This window comes from Thalassobacillus sp. C254 (assembly GCF_001310615.1).
Genome location: NZ_BAXQ01000002.1, coordinates 158,640 through 182,767, shown reverse-complemented (window position 1 = coordinate 182,767; position 24,128 = coordinate 158,640). Strand labels below are relative to the sequence as shown.

13 protein-coding genes and 9 pseudogenes are annotated in these 24,128 nt (G+C 43.1%); 1 reads left to right on the top strand and 21 read right to left on the bottom strand.

Annotated features, from left to right (window positions below; all coding sequences use genetic code 11):
* Window positions 1–93 precede the first annotated feature (93 nt).
* Window positions 94–1,806 (top strand): annotated as a pseudogene (locus JCM19033_RS03440) (NFACT family protein).
* A gap of 318 nt (window positions 1,807–2,124) precedes the next feature.
* Here the strand turns inward: JCM19033_RS03440 and JCM19033_RS03435 are convergent.
* The 21 genes and pseudogenes from JCM19033_RS03435 to pgeF all read right to left on the bottom strand — a co-directional run bounded on the left by JCM19033_RS03435 (window position 2,125) and on the right by pgeF (window position 24,115).
* The gene (locus JCM19033_RS03435) at window positions 2,125–2,778 is read right to left on the bottom strand and encodes a class I SAM-dependent methyltransferase (protein WP_269757963.1); all 654 of its coding nucleotides are present in this window, start codon (window positions 2,776–2,778) and stop codon (window positions 2,125–2,127) included.
* Window positions 2,779–3,076: 298 nt separating this feature from the next.
* Window positions 3,077–3,709 carry an orotate phosphoribosyltransferase gene (gene pyrE / locus JCM19033_RS03430; RefSeq protein ID WP_054635271.1) on the bottom strand — a complete coding sequence of 211 codons (633 nt, stop codon included), beginning with the start codon at window positions 3,707–3,709 and terminating at the stop codon, window positions 3,077–3,079.
* Entirely contained in the window at window positions 3,706–4,419 is a 714-nt protein-coding gene (gene pyrF, locus JCM19033_RS03425) for an orotidine-5'-phosphate decarboxylase (protein WP_054635270.1), read from the bottom strand. The genes pyrE and pyrF overlap by 4 nt, the downstream gene beginning before the upstream one ends.
* On the bottom strand, window positions 4,419–5,330 hold the full coding sequence (locus JCM19033_RS03420) for a dihydroorotate dehydrogenase (protein WP_054635269.1): 912 nt from the start codon (window positions 5,328–5,330) through the stop codon (window positions 4,419–4,421). Before JCM19033_RS03420 ends, pyrF begins: the two co-directional genes overlap by 1 nt.
* Window positions 5,327–6,106: a dihydroorotate dehydrogenase electron transfer subunit gene (locus JCM19033_RS03415; protein WP_054635268.1), complete on the bottom strand. Its 780-nt coding sequence runs from the start codon at window positions 6,104–6,106 to the stop codon at window positions 5,327–5,329. The genes JCM19033_RS03420 and JCM19033_RS03415 overlap by 4 nt, the downstream gene beginning before the upstream one ends.
* Window positions 6,103–9,324: pseudogene (carB, locus tag JCM19033_RS03410) on the bottom strand (carbamoyl-phosphate synthase large subunit). Before carB ends, JCM19033_RS03415 begins: the two are co-directional and overlap by 4 nt.
* 45 nt (window positions 9,325–9,369) lie before the next feature.
* A pseudogene (locus JCM19033_RS03405) lies at window positions 9,370–10,466 on the bottom strand (carbamoyl phosphate synthase small subunit).
* Window positions 10,463–11,745, bottom strand: a pseudogene (locus JCM19033_RS03400) (dihydroorotase). The pseudogenes JCM19033_RS03405 and JCM19033_RS03400 overlap by 4 nt, the downstream one beginning before the upstream one ends.
* A pseudogene (locus JCM19033_RS03395) lies at window positions 11,742–12,664 on the bottom strand (aspartate carbamoyltransferase catalytic subunit). The pseudogenes JCM19033_RS03400 and JCM19033_RS03395 overlap by 4 nt, the downstream one beginning before the upstream one ends.
* Window positions 12,665–12,897: 233 nt before the next feature.
* The gene (locus JCM19033_RS03390) at window positions 12,898–14,232 is read right to left on the bottom strand and encodes a solute carrier family 23 protein (protein ID WP_054635267.1); all 1,335 of its coding nucleotides are present in this window, start codon (window positions 14,230–14,232) and stop codon (window positions 12,898–12,900) included.
* A 197-nt stretch (window positions 14,233–14,429) separates the two neighbouring features.
* On the bottom strand, window positions 14,430–14,981 hold the full coding sequence (gene pyrR, locus JCM19033_RS03385; RefSeq protein ID WP_054635266.1) for a bifunctional pyr operon transcriptional regulator/uracil phosphoribosyltransferase PyrR: 552 nt from the start codon (window positions 14,979–14,981) through the stop codon (window positions 14,430–14,432).
* Window positions 14,982–15,220: 239 nt separating this feature from the next.
* On the bottom strand, window positions 15,221–16,135 hold the full coding sequence (locus tag JCM19033_RS03380) for an RluA family pseudouridine synthase (RefSeq protein WP_054635414.1): 915 nt from the start codon (window positions 16,133–16,135) through the stop codon (window positions 15,221–15,223).
* Between the two features lie 3 nt (window positions 16,136–16,138).
* On the bottom strand, window positions 16,139–16,612 hold the full coding sequence (gene lspA / locus JCM19033_RS03375; RefSeq protein ID WP_054635265.1) for a signal peptidase II: 474 nt from the start codon (window positions 16,610–16,612) through the stop codon (window positions 16,139–16,141).
* A 199-nt stretch (window positions 16,613–16,811) separates the two neighbouring features.
* Window positions 16,812–17,033, bottom strand: coding sequence for a hypothetical protein (locus tag JCM19033_RS03370; RefSeq protein ID WP_054635264.1), 222 nt, complete (start codon window positions 17,031–17,033; stop codon window positions 16,812–16,814).
* Window positions 17,034–17,228: 195 nt separating this feature from the next.
* A pseudogene (gene ileS, locus JCM19033_RS03365) lies at window positions 17,229–20,000 on the bottom strand (isoleucine--tRNA ligase).
* A gap of 487 nt (window positions 20,001–20,487) precedes the next feature.
* Window positions 20,488–20,991 (bottom strand): DivIVA domain-containing protein, encoded by a 504-nt coding sequence (locus tag JCM19033_RS03360; protein ID WP_054635263.1) that lies wholly within the window; start codon window positions 20,989–20,991, stop codon window positions 20,488–20,490.
* A 75-nt stretch (window positions 20,992–21,066) separates the two neighbouring features.
* Window positions 21,067–21,846: pseudogene (locus JCM19033_RS03355) on the bottom strand (RNA-binding protein).
* Between the two features lie 11 nt (window positions 21,847–21,857).
* A complete protein-coding gene (locus JCM19033_RS03350; protein WP_054635262.1) occupies window positions 21,858–22,112 on the bottom strand; it encodes a YggT family protein in 255 nt (84 codons plus the stop codon).
* 32 nt (window positions 22,113–22,144) lie between these two features.
* Entirely contained in the window at window positions 22,145–22,570 is a 426-nt protein-coding gene (locus JCM19033_RS03345; RefSeq protein WP_054635261.1) for a cell division protein SepF, read from the bottom strand.
* Window positions 22,571–22,597: 27 nt separating this feature from the next.
* A pseudogene (locus JCM19033_RS03340) lies at window positions 22,598–23,277 on the bottom strand (YggS family pyridoxal phosphate-dependent enzyme).
* 38 nt (window positions 23,278–23,315) lie between these two features.
* Window positions 23,316–24,115 (bottom strand): annotated as a pseudogene (pgeF, locus tag JCM19033_RS03335) (peptidoglycan editing factor PgeF).
* Window positions 24,116–24,128: the final 13 nt, after the last annotated feature.

Sequence of the window (24,128 nt, the reverse complement as noted above, 5' to 3'; positions counted from 1 at the left end):
CCACCCCTTACCCCACTAGACTTATCGTCACATCTTATTCAGACAAGCCGCAAAACATGCTATACTGTTTGTGAAATGAAAGGGTGATATGTAATGTCGTTCGATGGCCTTATGACACGAGCAATAACAAATGAACTAGCAAAAGAGCTGGTGACAGGCAGAATTGCAAAGGTTCACCAGCCTTATCAAACAGATCTTCTCATAACAGTCAGAGCAAACCGGAAGAATCACCAGTTATTACTCTCTGCAAACCCCAGTTTTGCAAGAATGCATATAACAAAAGAAAAATATGAAAATCCTACTGAGCCGCCGATGTTTTGTATGCTTCTTCGCAAGCATATAGAAGGCGGCTTTATCCAGGCAATTGAGCAAAAAGGAATGGAACGGGTCGTCATCATTACAATAGAAAGCAAGGATGAGCTTGGCGATACTTCGATCAAAAAGCTCGTTATTGAAATAATGGGAAGACATAGTAATGTCATGCTTACAGACGAAAAAACAAATATGATTCTCGACAGCATGAAACACCTCCCTCCATCCGTAAACAGCTACCGTACAATTTTGCCTGGTAGAGAATATATAGAACCCCCGGCACAGGATAAAATATCCCCTCTTTCGGTAAATGAAGAGGAAGTTCTCACGAAATTAGACTTTAACCAGGGAAAAATTGACCAGCAACTCGTACAGCAGTTCAGCGGCCTTTCTCCTCAGGTCTCAAAAGAAATAACCTACCGGGCGGGAATAGGAAATTACAGAAAGATTGCTGAGGTTTTTACCGATCTAATGACCGAGGTAAAAAACCATCTTTATACACCCGAAATTACGTTTACAGATAAAAAGGAATATTTTTCTGTTATTGAACTGACCGGAGTAAAAGGAAAAAAGATAACCTTCACCAATGTCAGTGAAATGCTGGATAGATTTTATTTTGGCAAAGCTGAAAGAGACAGAGTAAAACAACAGGCTCATGACCTGGACCGTTTTCTCCGCAACGAATGGCAAAAAAACAAGAAAAAAATCAAAAAGCTGGAAAAAACACTGACAGATGCAGAAAAAGCACAACGTTTTCAAAAGTTCGGGGAACTGCTTACAGCAAACCTCCATCTGCTAAAAGGCGGAGAAAAAGAAATAGAAGTTCTTGATTACTATGACGAAAATGGAGGAACCATTACGATTCCCCTTCAGCCTGAGAAGTCACCATCGGAAAATGCACAAATTTATTTCCGAAAATACAATAAAGCCAAAAATTCAGTCGAAATTGTCAAAGAACAAATTACAAAAGCAACGGAAGAAATGGACTACCTCGAGCAGCTGATTCAGCAGCTCCAGTCTGCTGCGCCAAAAGATGTAGAAGAAATAAGAGAAGAGTTAGAAGAGGAAGGCTATGTAAAAAGAAAAAAATCGAAGAAAAAATAAAAAAAAGAAAAATCAAAAGCCTGAATTGGCCTCTTTTCGTTCAAGTGAAGGCATCCCTATTCTTGTAGGAAAAAATAATAAGCAAAATGAGTACCTTACTAATAAACTGGCGCAACAGCGAGAAACATGGCTCCACACTAAGGATATCCCCGGGTCACATGTAGTGATTCGAAGTACAGACTTTGGTGAGGAAACATTAAAAGAAGCAGCAAACATCGCCGCTTACTTTTCAAAAGCAAAGGATTCAAGCTCTGTTCCGGTAGACTATACCTTGATTAAGCATGTAAAAAAGCCAAATGGTGCAAAGCTGGGTACGTTATCTATGATGAGCAGACAACCATTTTTGTCACGCCGGATGAAGATTTAATTCACTCTCTTCAACAAAAATAAAAGGCAAGACCTTGTGTGGTTAATAAAGACAACTTCTTGTGGGCAAATGTTCAGAGCTCGAGACCTTCAAGGGTATCGAGGTTTATTTTTTGTAAAATACGAATCAGATTAACCTCCGACCTAGAGAAGCCTTGACAGGGTTGCGACATAGTCGTCCTCGCCTTCACCCTTATGAGCCTTTAGCATTTCATATGGCAAATGCTAAAGGCCTGGGTCAGGCAGAAACTTCGCATGAAAAAGAGCCAGGACATCCTATTCCTGGCTCTTTTTTCTTTCAGCCTCAGGGTCTTATAAGAAGTCCCCTGTGTCTATAAACCGTTATGCTTTCCATTCCACTCTAGTGATCAAGCCCAGCCCATCTAACACAGGAGTATGCTGTGTATGACGCGCACCTAATGAAGAAAGAATCTCAGAAAAATCTTCTTCTTGCCAACGATGGCGCCTTGTACTCACGTTAGCCCAAGTTAACAAGGATTCTTTTTCAAAACCTTCCATCCCATGTTTTTCAGCGTAGGCACGTGCCCTTTCCTCATTCATATCCGGGCCTGGGTTTAACATAACAGTGGCTCCTTCAGGTAAGGTTACTCTTTTTAATTCCTTTAACGCTGTTTCTGGTTCCGGCAGTAAAAAGATAACTAATGTCGCAAAGCTGTAATCAAACGAACGTTCCGGGAAGGGCAAATGGTATGCGTCCCCTACTAGAAATTGAGAATCAGCTTTCCCGGTAGAAGTTTCAAACAACGAACGAGCAAATTTAATCATGCCTACTGAAAGATCAATGCCTGATAATTTATTTGCTTCATTTTTTCCCTTTAGCAATAAACGGCCTGTACCGCATCCTACATCCAAAATATGTTTACCTTGCCATGACCCTGCTATATCTTTTAGCTGCTGATGGATGGAACCAAGCCATTCAGTCTGTGCCATGTGATCAAAAAAAGTAACTCGTTCATTAAACTCCTCGCCGGTCATTTTACGCAACCCTAGTCATCTCCCATTTTTTTGTTTTGAGTATAGCATATCCATAACCCAGGATAAAGTTGATATTTTTTATTCATTGCCCTGGTCAAAAAGCTAATTACTGCGCCTTCGCTGTTGGCTTTTTTCCTCGTACGTACACTGCTGCCAAACTGTCCTGCTCACAAAGCAAAGCTACTGGCAGATCATGTTCTAAATACCCTTACTTCATAGAGCTTAAAAAAAGGACGGCTCATTGGCCGCCCTTGATAGGTTGTATTGTAGAATGGCATGTGCGGACTCCTTCTTCTTTTCAGGAGTGCATCCAGGAAGTATCAGCAGGATCTTTTTTCCAAATACGAAGCTTACTTCTATCTTCCGGCTTAATTAACTCTTGTTCAGCGGCTATTTCAATTAACGTATCATAATCAGTGAGCGTGACAAAAGGCAGGTCAGCTTCTTCCAGCTGCCTGAAGCCCTTTTCAAGCTCATATGTAAATATGGCCGCTGCCCCTGTTACTTCCACCCCGTCTTCCCGGAGTGCTTCTGCAACCTGGATCATGCTGCCGCCGGTAGAAATAAGATCCTCAATAATAACTGCTTTCTGGCCTTTTTTTACCACACCTTCAATTTGATTTCCTTTTCCGTGTGATTTTGATTTCCCTCTCACATATATCATTGGAAGACCCATTCTTTCAGCGACCAGAGCGGCATGGGGAATCCCGGCAGTAGCTGTGCCAGCAATCACTTCTGCTTCCGGGTAATGGTCTTTTACAAGCTGGGTCAACCCATCAGCCACCTGTTTTCGGACTTCCGGAAACGAAAGGGTAAGGCGGTTGTCACAATAAATCGGTGACTTTATTCCTGAAGACCATGTAAATGGTTCATTGGGCTGCAGACTGACCGCATCGATAGATAATAAAGACTGAGCTATCTCTCTTTTCATATTTGACCCCTCCATAATTTGTTCATATCGTAGTATGCTGCCAACGGATCTTGTGCTTGTGTGATGCTTCGCCCTACCACGATTGCTGTGCTTCCAAGCTCTCGTGCTCTTTCAGGAGTGGCGACACGGTGCTGATCTCCTTTATCCTCTGAAGCCATCCGAATACCTGGCGTGACTTTCAAAAAATCCCCGCCGCATTCTCTAGAAATCACCGGAACTTCTAAGGCAGAGCATACCACACCATCCAACCCTGAAGCCTTAGTATTTCTCGCATAATGAGAAACTACAGCTTCCATGTGTTCACTGATTAAGAGGTCATCTGTGAGCATCTTTTCAGTGGTGCTTGTCAGCTGAGTCACTGCGATGCATGCGGGACGCTTATTCCCTGAAATCGTACCCTTATCAAGCCCCTCTATTGCTGCTTCCATCATCTGTTTTCCACCGGCCGCATGGACATTGACTATGTCAACATTTAATCGGGCAAGCCTCTCCATGGCTGATTTCACAGTATTCGGGATATCATGGAGTTTTAAATCAAGAAATACTCCGTGGCCCCTGCTTTTTATTTCTTCCACAAAACGGGGCCCTTCACTGTAGAAAAGCTCCATCCCAACCTTTACATACAAGGATTCCTTGCTAAAGAGAGATAAAAAATCCAATGCTTTTTCTTTTTCCGGAAAGTCCAGTGCAATAATCAAGGGGTGCTCCATTACCGGGCCACCGCCCTTCTTTGCAGTTCAGCTAACGAATGTATCCCATGCTCTTCAAGCTTTTGAGGCAGTTCTTCGATAATGGACGGGCATACAAATGGATCGGTAAAGTTAGCCGTGCCGACAGCTACTGCATCCGCTCCTGCGATAAGAAATTCAATCACGTCTTCTGCAGATTGAATGCCGCCCATACCAATAATAGGAAGATCCGTCACCTGCCGGACTTGATACACCATTCGGATTGCTACAGGCTTTACTGCAGGCCCTGACAATCCACCCATTGTATTAGCAAGTATCGGCTTTTTGGTTTTCAGGTCAATTCTCATTCCCAAAAGGGTGTTAATCATTGTTAAGCCGTCGGCCCCTGCTTTTTCTACAGCTTTAGCGATTGCTGTAATATCAGCAACGTTTGGAGAAAGCTTTACATAAACGGGTACTGTCGCTGCTTTTTTCACACGTGCAGTTAACTCTGCTGCAAGCTCCGGATCCGTGCCAAAAGCAATTCCCCCTACTTTTACATTTGGGCAGGAAACATTCAGCTCCAACGCACCAACATTCGGGGAAGCCGAAAGCTCTTTGGCTGCCGTTTCATAATCTTCCATTGTGGATCCAGCTACATTTGCCAAAATAGGGACATCAAATTGCTCAAGCCATGGAAGCTCTTCTTCCTTTACCTTATCCAGTCCTGGATTCTGCAGTCCGATCGCATTTAGCATGCCAGCTGTGGTTTCAGCAACACGAGGGGTTGGATTCCCGAATCTTGCTTCTACGGTCGTTGCTTTAATGGCTACGGCTCCTAATTGACTTAAATCATAAAATTTAGCAAATTCTTTTCCAAACCCAAAACAGCCAGAAGCCGGCATGACAGGGTTTTTCATAGGCAGCCCCGGAAGGTTTACGGATAAGTTCATGAAAGTACCACCTTTCTTAGCGGAAATACTGGTCCATCGCTGCAAATTTTCTTGTAAGAAGTCCCTTCAGGATCGTCCTGTAAATGACAGACACAGGCAAAGCATGCGCCAATTCCGCAGCCCATTCTTTCTTCAAGTGATACATATCCCCTGGCTTCTGGATAAGAAGCTTCTAACGCTTTAAGCATAGGGGTAGGTCCACAGCTGTACATCCAGTCAAAGGAAAGGCCCTTTTCTTGAATGGCATCAGTCACAAAACCTGAAATTCCATAACTGCCATCAGCCGTAGCAACTACTACGTCTCCAATTTCCTTGAATTCCTCTTCATAAAAAACAGTCTCCTTGTCTTGAAACCCAAGAACCGACGTGATATGAAGCCCTTTTTCTTTTAACTTTTTTCCCAGGTAGTAAAGTGGAGGGACACCTATTCCGCCTCCTACCAGAACAACAGACTCTCCAGCTTCTGCTTCCTCAATAGGAAAGCCGTTGCCAAGGGGACCAAGTACATCAACTTGTTCCCCTTTCTTCTTGGCTGCAAGCTCTGTTGTCCCTTTCCCTTCTGCTCTAAAAAGAATGGTAAAGCAATTGTTTGTATGGTCAATATCACAAATGCTGATCGGACGGCGAAGCAGGGGGTCAGTCCCTGCGCTGGTCTTTATGTGAACAAACTGACCCGGGCTTTCCATATCCTCTGTCATCGTGCCTTGAAGAACCATTTTATAAATTCCTTTGGCAAGAGGCGTGCAATCTATCACCGTCAACCATTCTTTTTTCATATTTGCACCTCTTCTTTTACAGCAGTCTTCTCTTCAGCCATGGCAGGCATCGGTTCAGAAGCAAACGTGATCATCTCAAGTACTCCAAGCAGGGCGCCTGCAGTATCCATGGAAGTTAAGCAAACGACACCGTTTTCCACGGACTCCCTGCGAATACGGAACCCGTCTCTTACTGGCTGCTTTCCTTTGGTTAATGTATTGATGACAAATTGAGCTTCTCCTTCCCGAATCACATCTAAAAGATTCGGTTTTGCATCACCAATTTTATTAACTACTGTGACAGGTATTTGTTCATCCCGAATCAGCTTAGCCGTGCCCTCCGTTGCCATAATATTATAGCCAATCCGGTGAAAGCGACGGACAAGAGCCATGGCTTCTTCTTTGTTTTTGTCAGCAATCGTAAACAGCACTGAGCCATGCTGAGGAATTTTCATTCCAGAAGCAATTAGCCTTTATAGAGTGCTTTTTCCAACGTATAGTCTCTTCCCATTACTTCTCCGGTTGATTTCATTTCAGGCCCAAGTGTAATATCGACCCGGCGGAGCTTTGCAAAGGAAAACACAGGAACCTTCACAGAGACTTCATCTTTTTCAGGATGATAGCCCGTTTTGTAGCCAAGGTCAGCGAGTGACTCTCCAAGGATGGCGCGGGTGGCAAGCTTAGCATCGGCACACCAGTGATTTTGCTTAGAAATGGAACCGTACGGCTTGATCTTGGATTCACTTCAAGGACATAAACCTCATTGTCATGAAGGACAAACTGAATGTTAAGAAGGCCGACAATGTTTAGTCCTCTTCCAAGGGCAATAGTCCTATCTATTACTTTTTGTTTTACTTCGTCAGACAGCGTCTGCGGAGGATACACTGCGATAGAGTCTCCTGAATGCACTCCTGCCCGTTCAATGTGTTCCATAATCCCGGGAACAAATACCGTGTTTCCATCTGAAATCGCGTCGACTTCAATCTCTTTTCCGATCAAGTACCGATCCACCAATACAGGGTGCTTTGGATTTACTTTCGCTGCTTGTTCCATGTACCGGAGAAGTTCGGTCTCATTATCTACGATTTCCATCGCACGTCCGCCTAGTACGTATGAAGGACGCACAAGCACAGGATACCCGATAGAAGTGGCAATCTTTACAGCCTCGTCTACAGAAGTAGCCGTTTTCCCTAGAGGCTGAGGAATATTTAACTGGTTTAACGTTTGTTCAAATTTGTCACGGTTTTCCGCACGATCCATATCTTCAAGGCTGGTGCCAAGAATGTTTACTCCATGAGCAGCCAGGTCTTCCGCCAGATTAATTGCAGTCTGGCCCCCAAATTGTACAACTACACCTTCCGGCTTCTCTTGGTCAATGACATGCATGACATCTTCTACAGTTAATGGTTCAAAGTAGAGTTTGTCGGATGTGCTAAAGTCTGTGGAAACTGTTTCAGGATTGTTGTTAATAATGATAGCTTCATAGCCCGCTTCTTTGATTGCCCATACCGTGTGAACAGTCGCATAATCAAATTCAATTCCCTGCCCTATTCTAATCGGCCCGGATCCCAGCACAAGAATAGATGGCTTGTCAGTGTTCTCTGCTTCATTTTCCTCTTCATACGTGCCGTAATAGTATGGGGTAGCCGAAGCGAATTCAGCTGCACATGTATCGACCATTTTATAGACGGGGATGATTCCATGCTTTTTGCGGAAATCACTAATTTCTTTCTCTGTGCAATTCCATAATTCTGAAATCATTACATCAGCAAAGCCGTATTCTTTTACTTCCTGCAAAAGCTCTTTGTCAAAAGGATGTGCTTTCAATTTTTCTTCATAGGATACTAATCCTTCCATTTTATACAGGAAGAATAGATCAATAGCTGTAATATCATGAATCTGATCTCTCGTCCATCCTCTGCGAAATGCTTCCCCAATGTAAAACAGTCTTTCGTCATCTGCTTTTGCAAGCTTTTTCGTTAATTCGTCATTGGACACATCTTTTGTTTTTTCCAGCTTCAGATGGTAAACGTTTGTCTCCAGAGAACGAATTCCTTTGAGAAGGGATTCTTCAAAGTTTCTTCCAATAGCCATGATTTCACCTGTCGCCTTCATCTGGGTGCCAAGTGTCCGTTTTGCTGAATCAAACTTATCAAAAGGCCAGCGTGGAATCTTTGTGACTACATAATCAAGAGCTGGTTCAAAGCTTGCATAAGTTGTCTGGGTAATAGGGTTAATAATTTCATCCAATGTATAGCCGACAGCTATTTTCGCTGCGATTTTCGCGATAGGATATCCAGTAGCTTTGGAAGCAAGTGCCGACGAACGGCTCACCCGCGGTTTACTTCGATAATATAGTAATCATAGCTGTATGGATCAAGGGCAATCTGAACGTTACAGCCCCCCTCAATTTCCAGTGCTCTAATAATTTTTAAGGAAGAATTTCTCAGCATATGATATTCTCTGTCAGCCAGCGTCTGACTCGGTGCCACTACAATAGAGTCTCCCGTATGAATTCCTACAGGATCAATGTTTTCCATATTACACACTACGATAGCTTGATCATTGCTGTCTCTCATTACTTCATACTCAATTTCTTTATAGCCTGCTATGCTTTTCTCAAGGAGACATTGGGTTACCGGGCTGTACTTTAATCCAGAGGCCACAATTTCTTTCAAATCGTCTTCATTATAGACAAGTCCGCCGCCTGTCCCTCCCAGAGTATAGGCTGGACGTACTATGATGGGGTATCCTATTTTTTCAACAAATTGATACGCTTCTTCAAGCGTGTGGACAATTTCGCTTTCAGGCACCGGTTCATTAAGTTCATTCATTAAAGAACGGAAAGCATCTCTGTCTTCGGCTCGTCGAATGGACTCAAGCTCGGTTCCCAGAAGGGTCACATTGTATTCTTCGAGGATGCCATTATCATATAATTCCATCGCCATATTCAGTCCAGTCTGCCCCCCTAATGTAGGCAGCAGTCCGTCCGGTCGCTCCTGACGAATAATACGACTCACAAATTCAAAGGTAATAGGTTCAATGTATACCTTATCTGCCATGTTGGAGTCAGTCATTATTGTGGCTGGATTGGAGTTGATTAAAATGACTTCATACCCTTCTTCTTTCAATGCCTGGCATGCCTGCGTGCCAGCATAATCAAATTCAGCCGCCTGGCCAATCACAATAGGTCCTGAACCAATCACTAGTATTTTTTTAATATCCTCACGTTTTCCCATGTTGTCTCTCCCCTTTTCTTATCCAATAATGAAAACTAAGCAGCTTTAAGCGTTGACAGTCTTTACGCTTTCTTTTTTACTCTCTTCTATTAATGTTACAAACCGGTCAAATAAATGATTGGCATCTGCTGGCCCTGGACAAGCTTCCGGGTGATACTGAACACTGAAAGCCGGATATTTGGAGTGAGAGACTCCTTCTACTGAACCGTCATTTACATTAACGTGGGTGAGCACAAGATCCGTTTCATTCAATGACTCACGGTCCACCGTATAGCCGTGATTCTGGGAAGTAATGTCTACTTTCCCTGTTTCAATATCCTTTACTGGATGGTTGGAGCCGCGGTGGCCAAATTTCATTTTTGAAGACGTGGCCCCAGCAGCCAGACATAGAAGCTGATGACCAAGGCAAATTCCAAAGATCGGTACTTTTCCAAGAAGACCTTGAATGGTTTCAATGCCTTCCTTTACATCTTCTGGATCCCCAGGACCGTTGCTAAGCATAATGCCGTCTGGTTGAAGCTGCATAATTTCTTCAACAGGTGTGTTATAGGGAACTACAAATACATCGCAGCGCCTTTGGATAAGATTTCTTACAATTCCGTGCTTGGCACCAAAATCAATCAATACGACACGGTGGCCGAAACCGGGTGCGTGATAAGGATCTTTAGTGGATACTTGCTGAACCTGGTTTTTCACTAAAGCTGTATTTCTCAATTCCTCCGCTACCTGGGTTACATCAGCATCCATGGAGCAGATTCTTCCTCTTAATGTCCCATGCTCTCTAATTAAACGGGTCAATTTTCTCGTATCAATTCCTTCGAGCCCAGGAATTTCTTTTTCCTTTAACATTTGATCAATCGATTTTTCATTTCTCCAGTTATTTGGAAAAGAGGAAGCTTCTTTAACAATAAGGGCTCCTACTGATGGAGCAATCGATTCAAAATCATCCCGGTTAATGCCGTAGTTTCCAATTAAAGGATACGTAAGGACGACAAGCTGCTGACAGTAAGAGGGGTCTGAAAGAATCTCCTGGTATCCCGTCATTCCAGTGTTAAACACCACTTCCCCTGTCATTTCTTTTTCACTGCCAAATCCTTTTCCGATAAAACTTCGCCGTCTTCTAATATCAATTGTCTTTTCATTGGAAAACCTCCTCTTTCTCATACACGACTACACCATCCACCAAGGTTAAAACAGGCCATCCTTGGCACACCCATTGTTCAAATGGTGTATTCTTTCCTTTGGATTCAAATGCTGAGACATCTATCTTTTCTTCTTTTTCAAGGTCTATTAATGTAAGGTCTGCTGATGCCCCGATTTGAAGCGTCCCTTGCGTAAGGCCAAATACTTCAGCCGGCTTCTTTGTTAAAGAGGAGACAAGATCAGCTAATGAAAGATGGCCTTCTTTAACAAGGTGGGTATAAAGCAGAGGAAAGGCTGTTTCTAGACCTACAATTCCAAACGGTGCTTTCTCAATTCCCGCCTCTTTTTCCTCTTTTGCGTGGGGGGCGTGATCTGTTGCGATAAAGTCTATTGTACCGTCTTGAAGTCCTTCCAGGAGAGCGTCTCTATCTTCTTTTGCTCTAAGTGGCGGATTCATTTTAAAATTAGGGTCAAGACCTTGGATATCTTCATCGCATAATAGCAGATGATGAGGCTTACTTCTGCTGTCACGTGAATTCCCGCGCGTTTGGCATCTCGAATGACACGTACAGATTCCTTAGTACTCACATGACACACATGATAATGAGCGCCAGCTGCTTCAGCGAGCAGAACATCCCGGGCAATATGTACCGATTCACATACTGACGGAATACCATTTAATCCGTGCTTCTCTGAGAACGTCCCCTCGTGTACTGACCCCTTATTGATCAATGTGTTTTCTTCACAGTGGGCAACAATGGCCACCTCTGCCCTTGCTGCAGCTTTCATGGCGGCAAGCATCATAGAAGCATCCTGTATACCGACTCCATCATCCGTAAACGCAAAAGCACCCATTTCTTTAAGTCTGGCAAAATCAACTAGTTCTTTTCCCAGCTGTCTGGTAGTAATAGACGCATAAGGGAGTACCTTTACGAGAGCCTTTTCTTTAATTTTGTCTTGAATCAGCTGAAGATTACCTTCTGAATCAGGTACCGGCCTTGTATTTGGCATTGGGCAGATCGTCGTAAACCCGCCGCGCGCTGCTGCTTTCGTTCCTGTTTCAATGGTTTCTTTATGTTCTCCACCAGGCTCTCTCAAATGCACATGAACATCGACCAGTCCAGGAGTAAGGAGTCTTCCGTTCCCTTCAATCACTTTTTCAGCACCCGGAGACACAGAGCCGATTTCTGCAATTTTACCTTCTGTTACTTTTATATCCCCTTGTTTTATGTTTCCATCTTCCCCTATGAATTTCACATTATTAATTACGATACTCATTTTTTGTATCCCCCTTTGGTTAATTGAAGTACATGATCGAGTACAGCCATTCGCACGGCTACTCCATTTTTCATCTGTTTAAAGATGCGTGACCTTTTGCATTCTACCAATTCGTCTGCTATCTCTACATTTCTGTTGACCGGCGCAGGGTGCATGATTATGCTGCCTGGTTTCATCAGCCTCTCTCTTTTAACAGTCAGGCCATATTTCTGATGAAATTCCTCCACCCCTGCTACCATTTGGACCGCGTGCCTTTCATGCTGGATTCTCAGCATCATCATTACATCAGCCATTTCTGCCGCTTCATCCATTGGGATATATCTGCTGCGCAACTCACCTTCCATCCACTCTTCCGGACCGCTGACAAAAACGTTGGCTCCCAGTCTTTCCAAGGCTTCTATGTTCGAACGGGCCACACGGCTGTGACGTACATCGCCAGCAACTACTATGTTTAAATTTATAAAACTCTGAAACTCTTGCTTAATCGTAAGCAGATCTAGCAAAGATTGGGTAGGATGATGACCGCAGCCGTCTCCTCCGTTAATCATTGGAATATTTATTTTGCCGGCCAGCTCATCAAAGTAACGATCGGTCTCATGTCGTATCACTACTACATCTGCTCCAAGACTTTCAATGGTTTTAACCGTGTCATAAAGAGTCTCGCCTTTTTTACACTGGACGTATCTGCTTCAAAATTTAATACTTCAAGCCCCAGTTTTTTCTCTGCTGCTTCAAAGCTTAATTTTGTTCTTGTGCTTGGTTCAAAGAATAGATTAGCGGCGAAAACGTTTTTTTTCTCGAACCAATAAGGAGTATGTGCAAACTCTTGAGCGTTTGTAAGAATTTTATCGATTGTCCCTAACGGAAGGTCTGTCATTGTCAAAATATTTTCCGTAGCAGGTTCTGTTACTCTCCCCATCTCTTTTTGCAATTCAGTTTCAAGCATCATCTTTCATTCCTCCTTATTTTTGAACTCGCTTTTTTTCTATAAAAAACCCTGAAGAGATTATCTTCAGGGTGAACAGAAGCAGGCGAAAGAAGAGAGGCAGCTTGCCTCGCATAACTTTATCCAGGCAGACCGTGGGCAACCACAGTCTCTTTCCTGGTGCCTGTTTCACCCTTATGAGTCTCTCTGTACTCGATTAAAGGATGTTAAGCAGCATTGTCATCATCTTTTAGTTTTTCATCCAGGGAGGCAAACATTGAGTTATTTCCCAGACCATGTTCTTTTCCTGGAAGAATCAAGTTCAACAAGATGCCGATTATTGTCGCGAGAGCCATTCCGGCGATCTGCACATCATCGGAAACCTGTATAAAGGCGCCTCCGATACCGATAACCAGGATCACAGAAGAAATAATTAAGTTTCTTTTGATTCCAAAATCAATCTGGTTATCAATCAGCATTCTAAGTCCTGAGGAAGCGATGATCCCAAACAACAGGATTGAAATTCCTCCCATTACCGCTGTAGGGATGCTTGCAATCAGCGCTTCAATTTTTCCTATAAAGCCGAAGATCAGTGCAAATACTGCTGCCCCACCGACCACAAAAACGCTGAACACTCGAGTGATCGCGAGAACTCCGATGTTCTCTCCGTACGTCGTATTAGGAGGCCCCCCAACAAAGGAAGCAATCAACGTTGCAACTCCATCCCCCATAATAGAGCGGTGAAGGCCGGGTTTTTTCACCAGGTTCTTTGAAACCACTTTGCTCAGAACCATTTGGTCTCCTATGTGCTCAGAAAGGGTTACAAGGGCAATCGGAACCATAAGGAAGATAATCGTCCAGGACCAGTCTGGTGTAAAGGTGACAAAGGGTACGACAAAATCGGGAGTTCTGATCCACGGTGCTTCCATAACTGGTGTAAAGTTAACCAGTCCCATAAATACTGCTACCACATACCCGCCGACAATACCGAACAAAATTGGGATCAGGTTAAAAAATCCTTTAAAGAAAACTGCAGCTACGATCGTTATGGCGAGGGTTATGAGAGCTACACTGAAGTGAGTCATTGGCTCTACAAACTGTCCAGCCTCACTGTCATAGTTCATCGCCATTTCAATCGCCGTGCCTGCAAGCCCAAGTCCTATGACCATAATAACGGGCCCCACCACAATCGGCGGAAGAAGTTTGATGAGCCAGTTGACACCAGTCGCTTTGATTAAGAGGGCAGTCAGTCCGTAAACAATACCTGCCATAAACGTTCCAATCATCACACCTTCCGGCCCTCCGATAGCCATCGCTGAGATGATCGGCATGATAAAGGCAAAGGAAGACCCCAGGTAAGCAGGTACCTGACCTTTCGTGACCACAAGATAAGCAAGGGTACCCAGACCGCTGGATACTAATGCGACGGCCGGACTAAGACCAGTTAATATCGGCACGAGAATGGTGGCTCCGAACATTGCAAATAAGTGCTGCATGCTTAAAATGATCCAGTAATTCCATTTTGGGATTTCTCTGATGCCTATCTCTCTTTTGTTTCCCATGTAAGTCTCCTCCACTCCTGATTTGATCTCTTTCTTATACGATGGTATTTTGGACGATTAGATATTCTGGAGAACTGTTTCCATAAAAAACTCTTTGCAGAGAGCAAAGAGGGCACAGGGGGCCATCACCACAACAGGGATGGCTGCATCATGCCTCTTTTCAGACTCTCTGGACTGTATTTAAAGAGGTTCTTTATTTATCTTTCATGACTTGTAATACTTACTTGGTCTATCTGGTCGGTTTCTTTCATCTTAGCAGTGATGACTTCCGCTTTAGAGGTAGGAATATTTTTACCAATATAATCAGGGCGGATCGGCAATTCCCGGTGACCTCTGTCCACAAGTACTGCAAGCTGAATCTGGGCCGGCCTGCCCTGATCCATTGTGGCGTCCATGGCAGCTCTTACGGTTCGTCCTGTATATAACACATCGTCAACTAGAATGACTTTTTTGTCATTAATGTCATAAGGAATATCGGTCCCCTTTAATTCAGGTTCCTCAGAAGTGTTCTTTAGAGAAAGATCATCCCGATACATCGTAATATCTATTTCCCCTACTGGAATTTTTGTTCCCTCGATTCGTTCGATACTTTCGGCTAATCGATCAGCAATATATATCCCTCTTGTTTTGATTCCTACGAGAACGCAGTCATCGATTCCTTTGTTTCTTTCAATAATTTCATGTGATATACGGGTAAGTGCTCGTCGTATCGCCTGCTCATCTAATAAAACTGTTTCATCTTTAACCATTTGATTTGCCTCCCACTGTCTAGTTTCTGCAAGGAATGGCCATTAAAAATCCTCCCGTCCGATTGGACGAGAGGATGGTTAATAACATCGCATTGATCCCTGGTAGTTCCGGGACGTTTCCCCCTGATCATTACAGGCAGGGAATACATGCACCATTTCCTTCTCAGCCTCACGGGACTGTAATTAAAGGTGGTTCGTATTTGATTCTTTCGTTAGTATGACAAAAGTATACATGAAAGTCAAGATTTTTTTCTCAGATCGTCCAGCAGGCCATCCATGTCTTCAGGCATAGGAGCTTCCCACTCCATGTATTCCTCTTTTGAGGGATGTACAAAGCCAAGGCGGGCTGCATGTAGAGCCTGACCGTTTATCGGCAGCGTATTACGATGCCCATACTTAGGGTCCCCTGCAACAGCATGCCCAATGTATTGCAAATGAACTCTAATCTGGTGTGTCCGCCCTGTTTCGAGCCTGCATTCAAGAAACGTATAGTTCCCAAAACGTTCTATTACGTTAAAGTGAGTCACTGCATCCTTTGCATTTTTATCAGTGACCGTCATTTTCTGTCTGTCCATTGGATCTCTTCCAATAGGGGCGTCAATCGTTCCATGCTCATGAGGAATATTGCCATGAACAATTGTTTTGTAAATTCTTTCTGTTTTTTTATCTTTCAGTTGACGGCTAAGGTGTTCATGGGCTTTGTCGTTTTTTGCGGCCACCAGCACTCCCGATGTGTCCTTATCGATGCGGTGGACAATACCAGGCCTGATTTCCCCATTAATGCCTGAGAGATCTTTACAGTGGAACATTAACGCGTTCACCAGCGTCCCCCCGGGATGCCCAGGTGCTGGGTGGACAACCATCCCCCGAGGCTTATTGACAACAATCACATCATCATCTTCATACAGGATACCAAGAGGGATGTTTTCAGGAACGATATCTATTTCTTCTGGTTCCTTAGGATACACGACGACTTCATCACCTGACTGTACTTTATGGTTACTTTTGGCCGCTTTGCCATTTACTTCAATGCGTCCTTCTTTAGCCCACTCCTGGATGATCGTACGTGACCATTCTCCGTGCAGCTTAACAATTGCCTTATCTAATCGCTCCTTATTGTGCTCTTCAGAAATCACCCATTTTGTTTCTTCCATCATTTATGCTTGCTCCTTTTTCTCTTTTCGTTCATCTGCCATCATTTTAATAATCAAAGCGATTACACCTACGACGAGAGCCGAATCCGCTACATTAAAAATCGGGAAGTTATAAGCAAAGATATAAACATCCATAAAATCAATAACTTCTCCTCTGAAGAGACGATCGATGAAATTCCCGATCGCACCGCCTAGCACTAAACCTAATGGTAGTCCGATCCATATGCTTTCTTTTCCATACTTTTGCATGTAATAAAAGATAGCGATGACGACCCCGACAGTTATAATAAAGAATAACCACATTTGCCCTTGAAGTATACCAAAAGCAGCTCCTTGATTCCGGTGGGAAGTTAAATATGCTAACCCTTCAATTAACGGAATGCTTTCCCCTATTTCCATATGTACGTCCACTAAGTACTTTGTCCATTGATCAAGGCCGATAATTACCAGCGCCAGGACATAATAAAAGAGTATCATTGTCTGCTTCTCCTCATTTCCCGGTCTATGTATGTATGGGAAAGGCCGAGACAATCCCGACCTTGTGGTACATGCTCAAAACAGCCTACTTTAAGCATTTTAGCATAAAAGAAATGAAACGGTAAATGTAACCTTATTTTATTTTGCTCTTGTACGAGAAAAGAATGAAATCTTGTGCGAAAAAAGTCGTTTTAGTTTTTTACTGTAACTGGTTTAGCTTTTCAATTACGCTTGTAACTTTTTCCCATTCTTGCTGGCGCCCTACCTGCAAAAGGGATGCTTTATGCTTTTCAAATTCCCTCATTGTGCTAATTTTTGCTTCTTCTTCCCCGCTGACTGTTTTGTTTCCTTCGCCAGCGCCCTGCCGTTCCAGTTCTTTTCTTCTTGCTTCAAGCATCAGAGAATACCATTCAGTGTTCATTTGCTTCACCTTTCTCTTCGCTCTCTTTTTTAAGGTAAGCTGAACACCGTATTTTACACAGCGTAATTTTTCCCTGCCTCCTCACTTTTTTGAATTTCTTTTATAAGAAAAGAAAAGCCCCTGTTCTTATGAGAAACAGGGGCTTTCACTGGCAGGTAAAACGAAGGCAAGTTATCCTTTGATGCCTTTCATGGGTTATTCAGCTTCTGCATAATTTTCTTTAACAATCGTAGCGCAGGAATCACAGAGCTCAGGATATTTTTCCTGTGCACCTACCGTTTTAGTAACAGTCCAGCAGCGCTCACAAGTCTCTCCGTCAGCTGGTCTGACTGCGATTGCCAAATGCTCATGAATTTCTGCATCCTCTGGTGCTTCATCTTTCGTTCCGTCAATGACAGCTTCTGAAACGATAAACAAACGAGTCAGTTCCCCAGCACCTTCAAGCACCGTTTTCGCGTCTTCAGTAGGGTAAAGAGAAATGGAAGCAGTTAAAGACTTTCCGATTACTTTTTGGTTTCTGGCATTTTCAAGAGCCTTTAACACTTGATCGCGGATGCTCATGATTGTGCCCCATTTTTCCTTTAACTGTTCACTTTCAGGTAAGACCTCTGCGTCTGGAAGATCAGCAAGCTGGACACTTTCCTCTTCTACCCCTGGAATGAACTCCCATACTTCATCTGCTGTATGAGCGAGGATTGGGGAAGAGAGTTTTACAAGACTCACGAGCACATCATACATTACAGTCTGAATCGCTCTTCTGGATAAAGCATCTTCTGCTTCAATATATAACGTATCTTTTGCAATATCCATGTAAAAGGAGCTTAAATCAATGGTGCAGAAGTTATGCAGGGCATGGTATACCGTAGAAAACTGGTACTCATCAAACCCTTTTTTCACCTGGCCGATAAGATCGTTTAATTTCACAAGAATATAGCGGTCCATTTCAGGAAGCTTCTCATAAGAGACCCGATCTTTCGCTGGATCAAAATCGTGAAGGTTTCCAAGCAAAAATCGGAATGTATTGCGGATTTTACGGTAGGTTTCAGCAACCTGCTTTAAAATCTTATCTGATATCCGAACATCTGCCTGATAATCTACTGAAGCTACCCACAGCCGAAGAATATCTGCTCCAAGCTGGTTCATTACTTTGTTTGGAATCACAACGTTACCGAGTGACTTACTCATTTTTTTACCGTCCCCATCCAACGCAAAGCCGTGGCTGAGAACACCTTTATAAGGCGCTTCTCCAGACACTGCCACACTTGTGGACAATGAGGAGTTAAACCACCCTCTGTATTGGTCAGAACCCTCTAAATAAAGATCTGCCGGACGCTGAAGTTCTTCGTTTTCCACCAAAACAGCCTGGTGGGATGAACCACTGTCAAACCAGACGTCCATAATATCCATCTCACGAGTAAAGTTTCCATTTGGACTTTTAGAAGAGGTGAAGCCTTCTGGCAGGAGATCTTTTGTTTCCCACTCAAACCAAATGTTAGAGCCATGTTCCCGGAAAAGCTGGGATACATGATTGATTGTCTCATCAGTTACAATTTCTTCTCCATTTTCCTCATAAAAAATTGGAATTGGAACTCCCCACGCTCTCTGGCGGGAAATACACCAGTCGCCCCGGTCCCTGACCATATTATGAAGCCTTGTTTCTCCCCATTCTGGAACCCATTTCACCTTTTTCACTGCCGAAATCAAGTCTTCTCGGAAATCTTTAATGGAGGCAAACCATTGAGCCGTGGCTCTGAAAATAACAGGTTTCTTTGTGCGCCAGTCATGTGGATAAGAGTGAGTGATAAAGGTCAGCTTTAATAAAGCCCCAAGCTCTTCAAGTTTTTGGGTAATCGGTTTGTTCGCTTCATCATAAAAAAGACCTTCAAACCCAGGAGCTTCCTCAGTGAAAATCCCTTTATCATCCACAGGACAAAGCGTCTCCAGCCCATACTGCTGGCCTACAATGTAGTCATCTTCCCGTGACCAGGGGCAGTGTGGACGCATCCTGTTCCAGCATCAAGGGTTACATGTTCTCCAAGGATTACAAGTGAATTTCTGCCGTAAATAGGGTGTGTTGTCATCACATGTTCCAATTCTCTTCCTTGGACTGTCTTTACCACTTCAGTATCTTCCCAGCCAATTTCTTTCTCAATGGTCTCTAGAAGCCCAGAAGCTACGACGTATTTTTCTTCTCCTACTTTGACAACACTGTATTCAAGTTCAGGATGAACTGTAATGGCTAGATTCGCAGGAATGGTCCACGGAGTAGTGGTCCAAATAACGAACTTTTCATCACCTTCAAGGACTCCTTTTCCATCTGTTACTGCAAAGGACACATAAATGGATGGTGAACGTTTATCATGGTATTCAATCTCCGCTTCTGCCAGTGCAGACTCCGAGGAAGGTGACCAGTAGACTGGTTTTTTCCCCTTGTAGATGTACCCTTTTTTGGCCATATCACCAAATACTTTGATTTGCTGGGCTTCGTATTCCTTTGTGAGAGTGACATAAGGATTTTCCCAGTCTCCTCTTACTCCAAGCCGCTTAAATTGTTCCCGTTGACGATCGATCTGTTCCATCGCATAGTCAGCGCAAGCTTTACGAAATTCAGCGACAGACATTTTTTTTCTGTTGACCTTTTTTGTTTTTCGTTAAAGCAGTTTCAATAGGAAGACCGTGAGTGTCCCAGCCAGGTACATACGGTGCATGAAACCCGCTTACAGACTTATAGCGGACAATAATGTCTTTTAATACTTTATTTAATGCATGACCCATATGAATGTCACCATTGGCATAAGGCGGGCCATCATGCAGAACAAAAAGAGGACGGCCTTTCGTGCGTTCCTGCACCTTTTCGTATATGTTCTGCTCTTCCCATTTTAGTTGTCGTTCTGGTTCCCGATTTGGAAGGTTTCCCCTCATCGGAAATTCAGTTTTTGGCATTCGTAATGTATCTTTATAACTCATTACTTTTTCCTCCTCATTTAAAATAAACAAGCGATCATTAAGAGACGAAAGCAAATACCCAGGAAACAAATTCTTTGCGAAAGCTGTTCTAAAAATAATTATAGTTGAGTGATCTTTTATCCATAAAAAAGACCTCCTTCGTCCCGGGTATAGGGACGAGAAGGTCTCGCGGTACCACCCTAATGATCTGCTATATGCAGTCACTTCATTGTAATATCGGCTTTCACCGCTGGAACCTAACCAAAGTTCGGCACCAGAACTCCAGGGTGATGTCCGCAGCTGCTCCTGTCACCAGGCTTCCACCATCCCCGGCTCGCTATCGAAGGAAGACAGAACGGCACGTCCCTTTCAACGTCTTGTTACCTGCTATGATACTTAGTCTCTGCTTTACAGAACATAAGCATGATAGAGGGATATTCATTTATCATTCTCATGGTTTTGTCAAATTATAGAACAATCATAATCGAGAAGTCAAGTGGGGTATTCTTTACTCTTCCCCCGGAGAAGAAGACTCAAGCTCTTCTTCCATTGATCTCGCTAATTCATCCCAATCGTCATTATGTAACATTTCAAGCTGGGCTTCAATAAGCATCTTAAATCTCATGCGGTATACTGATGCCTGCTTTTTCAGTTCTTCGATTTCCAATGAAATCTTTCTTGATTTGGAGAGAGCATCATTAATAATTCGGTCTGCATTTTTCTCCGCTTCTTTCACAATCAGCTGAGCTTCTTTTTTAGAATTTCTACGTACTTCTTCAGCTGATTCCTGTGCTACAAGAATGGATTTATTTAACGTTTCTTCAATGTTAGAAAAATGTTCTAGTCGTTCTTCCAGTTCATCCACCTTTTCAAACAGTTCATTTTTCTCCCGAATAACAGTTTCATAATCTTTAATAACTTGATCCAGAAATTCATTTACCTCGTCTTCATCATATCCGCGAAAACCTCTTGTAAACTCTTTATTGTGAATATCTAAGGGAGTTAACGGCAAAAGAAGCACCTCCGTGACTTAATTGATTAACTGATGTTACTTTTTTCGACAATTACATGTAAAAACCCTTCTTTTCTATGAAGGATCCTGTTTTTTTCCATAGCTAACTCGCCATTTATCTTTTTTTGACTTCCCTTCCACTGTAAGCAGTTTCCTGCGGCCAAGTCCTCTTACTGATAGATAATCTCCTTCATTTACTAGGAATGAAGCTGATCTGCAATTCTCCAGTTGACCTTGACTCTTTTTCCATCAATGTAGGGTAAGACTTTACTTCGAGATAAGCGGAACATTTCCGCTAAAAGGACATCAAGACGCAAAGAAGAGACCGTAGTGGATACTTCTTCCCATTCCTCTCTGACAGGAATTGCTTCTTCTAACGAAACAGAGTGGAGTTGAATGGATGCAGATGCAACTTTTGTAAAATTCATTTCTACAAAAGAAGCAATTTCTTCTGCAACTGCTATCTGAATTCTTTGTGCCTGTAAAATGATGTCCCCAAATTTTTCCCGCTTTACCCCCAGGCCCAGCATGGAACCCAGGACATCTCTATGGCCGACAGAAACAAATTTAACAGGATAATCCAGCTCATAAACTCTAATGTGAAATTGATCCTGTTCCGGGGCTTCATAAAAGGGAAACAGCAAGGCTCTTTTCCTTTCAGAACCTTGGGCCCCCGAAAAACTCAAGTTTGACTACTTCATCATTGCCAATTATAGATCTCAAAATATCCTGTTCTCTTGGATCTAAAAAATCAGTCAGCTTCGATTCATAACGCGTTTCCACTTGTTCTTTCCATTCACTGGCCTGTTCCACAAACGGCCGCTCTTCTTTTCGAAAATGTTCGTATAGTGCCATAAAGAACCTCCTTAAAAGAAGAGAGCCTGTACTCCAAAGCGAGCAAAGTGAAGAGCAACAAGGGCCACAATTGGAGAAATATCTATCATACCCAGCGGAGGGATTATCTTTCGGAAAGGTTCCAAATAAGGTTCTACTAAAGATCCTATAGTCTGGCCAAATGACGACTCCCGAGCGTTTGGAAACCAGGACATAAAAATATAGATGATTACCATAAATGAATATATCTGCATTCCTACAAGAAGCAGCGTACCTATTGTCTGCATATCTTTCTCATCACCCCAACCTCTTACTTGTCTTACTTATTGTATTTTTCATACATCAATTCTGATATTGCACCTGAAACATCCACGTTATCAGGAGTACATAGGAAAATATTCTGCCCCACCTTCTGAATATCCCCTCCTATAGCATACACGGTACCGCTTAAAAAATCGACAATCCTTTTTGCCTGATCCTGTGAGATTAACTGCAAATTAATAATTACGGCCTTCCTGCTTTTTAAATGATCTGCCACCTCTTGAGCCTCTTCATAAGCCCGGGGCTCTACTAGTATCATTTTTGACGACTGCTGAATGCTTTGAAGACTGACTACATTTTGGGTATTTCCCTTTTTCTTTGCAGCTGTAAATTCGTTTTCTTGCTCTGGAAAATGTTCTATTTCCTCTTCGACTACCTCATCATCCAATTCAAAAAAACGTTTAAATTTAGATTTGAACCCCATGAGCTTTCCACTCCTTCACCTAAATCTTCATTCTTTTCCTACGAGACTGCTTCCAATGCGAACAAACGTGGCTCCTTCTTCAACCGCAATGACATAATCATTAGACATTCCCATCGATAAATGAAGGCAGGGTGCGTGACTCAAATTTAAATCCTTAATTGAATCTCTTAACAATCTAAGATTTCTAAATACCGGACGTGTCTCTTCTAGATTTTCTGTATACGGGGCCATCGTCATTAGTCCAACCACTTCAATAGCCGGGAATTCTTCTAAAGACTTTATAAACGACAAAGTATCCTCTGGAGAAAGCCTGATTTTGAATCTTCTCCTGAAACGTTAACCTGGACAAAGCACTTCATTTTCCTGCCTTCAGGCATGCGTTTTTGAATCTCTTTGGCGAGTGATATTCTGTCTAGTGAATGGATGTAGTCAAACTTGTCAATCATGTGCTTTACTTTTTTGGATTGAAGAGAACCAATAAAGTGCCAGGTAGCAGGCTTGTCCAGTTTTTCTATTTTGGCAGTTCCCTCCTCTGCCCTATTTTCACCGATATGTCTGATTCCAGCATCCAGAGCTTTAGAGGCGGTCTCAACACTGACGTATTTTGTGACTGCGATAATAGCTATGTCGTCCTCGCTGCGGCTACCACGCTGGCAGGCAAGTTTAATTTCTGATTCAATGTGTGTTAAATTTTGTTTTATATCCAAGTGCCTCTGCTCCTTTCTTTCATTATGAAAGTTTCAAATTATTGTGTTTTTACTATAAAGCTCATCATTCTCCCAGTGGTTCCCTGGTCACGGCGATGGGAAAAAAACAGTGTGTCCTCCTCGTATGTACAGTAGTTTGAGATGACTATATGGTCCTCATCTACTCCTGCTTCCAGGAGGAGTTGTTTATTAACTTCTTTTAAATCCAGCTGTACTTGCCTTGTGTGGTTTCCTGCCAGCCCGATTGTCTATCTGGAGAAAGCACTTTCTTTAATTCATTGACCACATGGTCATCAACCTCATAAGCTCTGGGACCAATAGAAGGTCCGATCGCCACATAAATGTCCTCTGCCTTTACTTGTTCTTCTTTGCTCCACAGGGTAACCATTTCTGCAGCGATGTTAGCGGCTGTGCCGCGCCAGCCTGCATGAGCCAAACCGATGACTCCCTGCTTTGGAGCCGTAAAGTACAAAGGTACACAATCCGCATAAAAGCTTACTAAAAAGAGATTCTGCTCCGTTGTATATAACCCGTCAGCATCCCCTGCCGAATCTTCAAGAGATACAGATCCTTTCCCTGCATCCTTATGGCTGACTTTCTTAATGTCACTGCCATGGACCTGGTTAGATGCAACCCAGCTGTTTACAGGAAAACCTGTTATATCACCAATGATCTTACGATTGACAGCTACCTTTTCTGGATCTTCTCCTACGTGAAGAGCTAAATTAAGACTATCGTACGGCCCGGATCCTGACCCGCCTGCTCTGGAGGTAAACCCGGCCTCTATATGAGTGAACTTTCTTTTCCACGGTTCTATTGTGAGTATTTGAGAAGTCATGGGTTGAAACGGT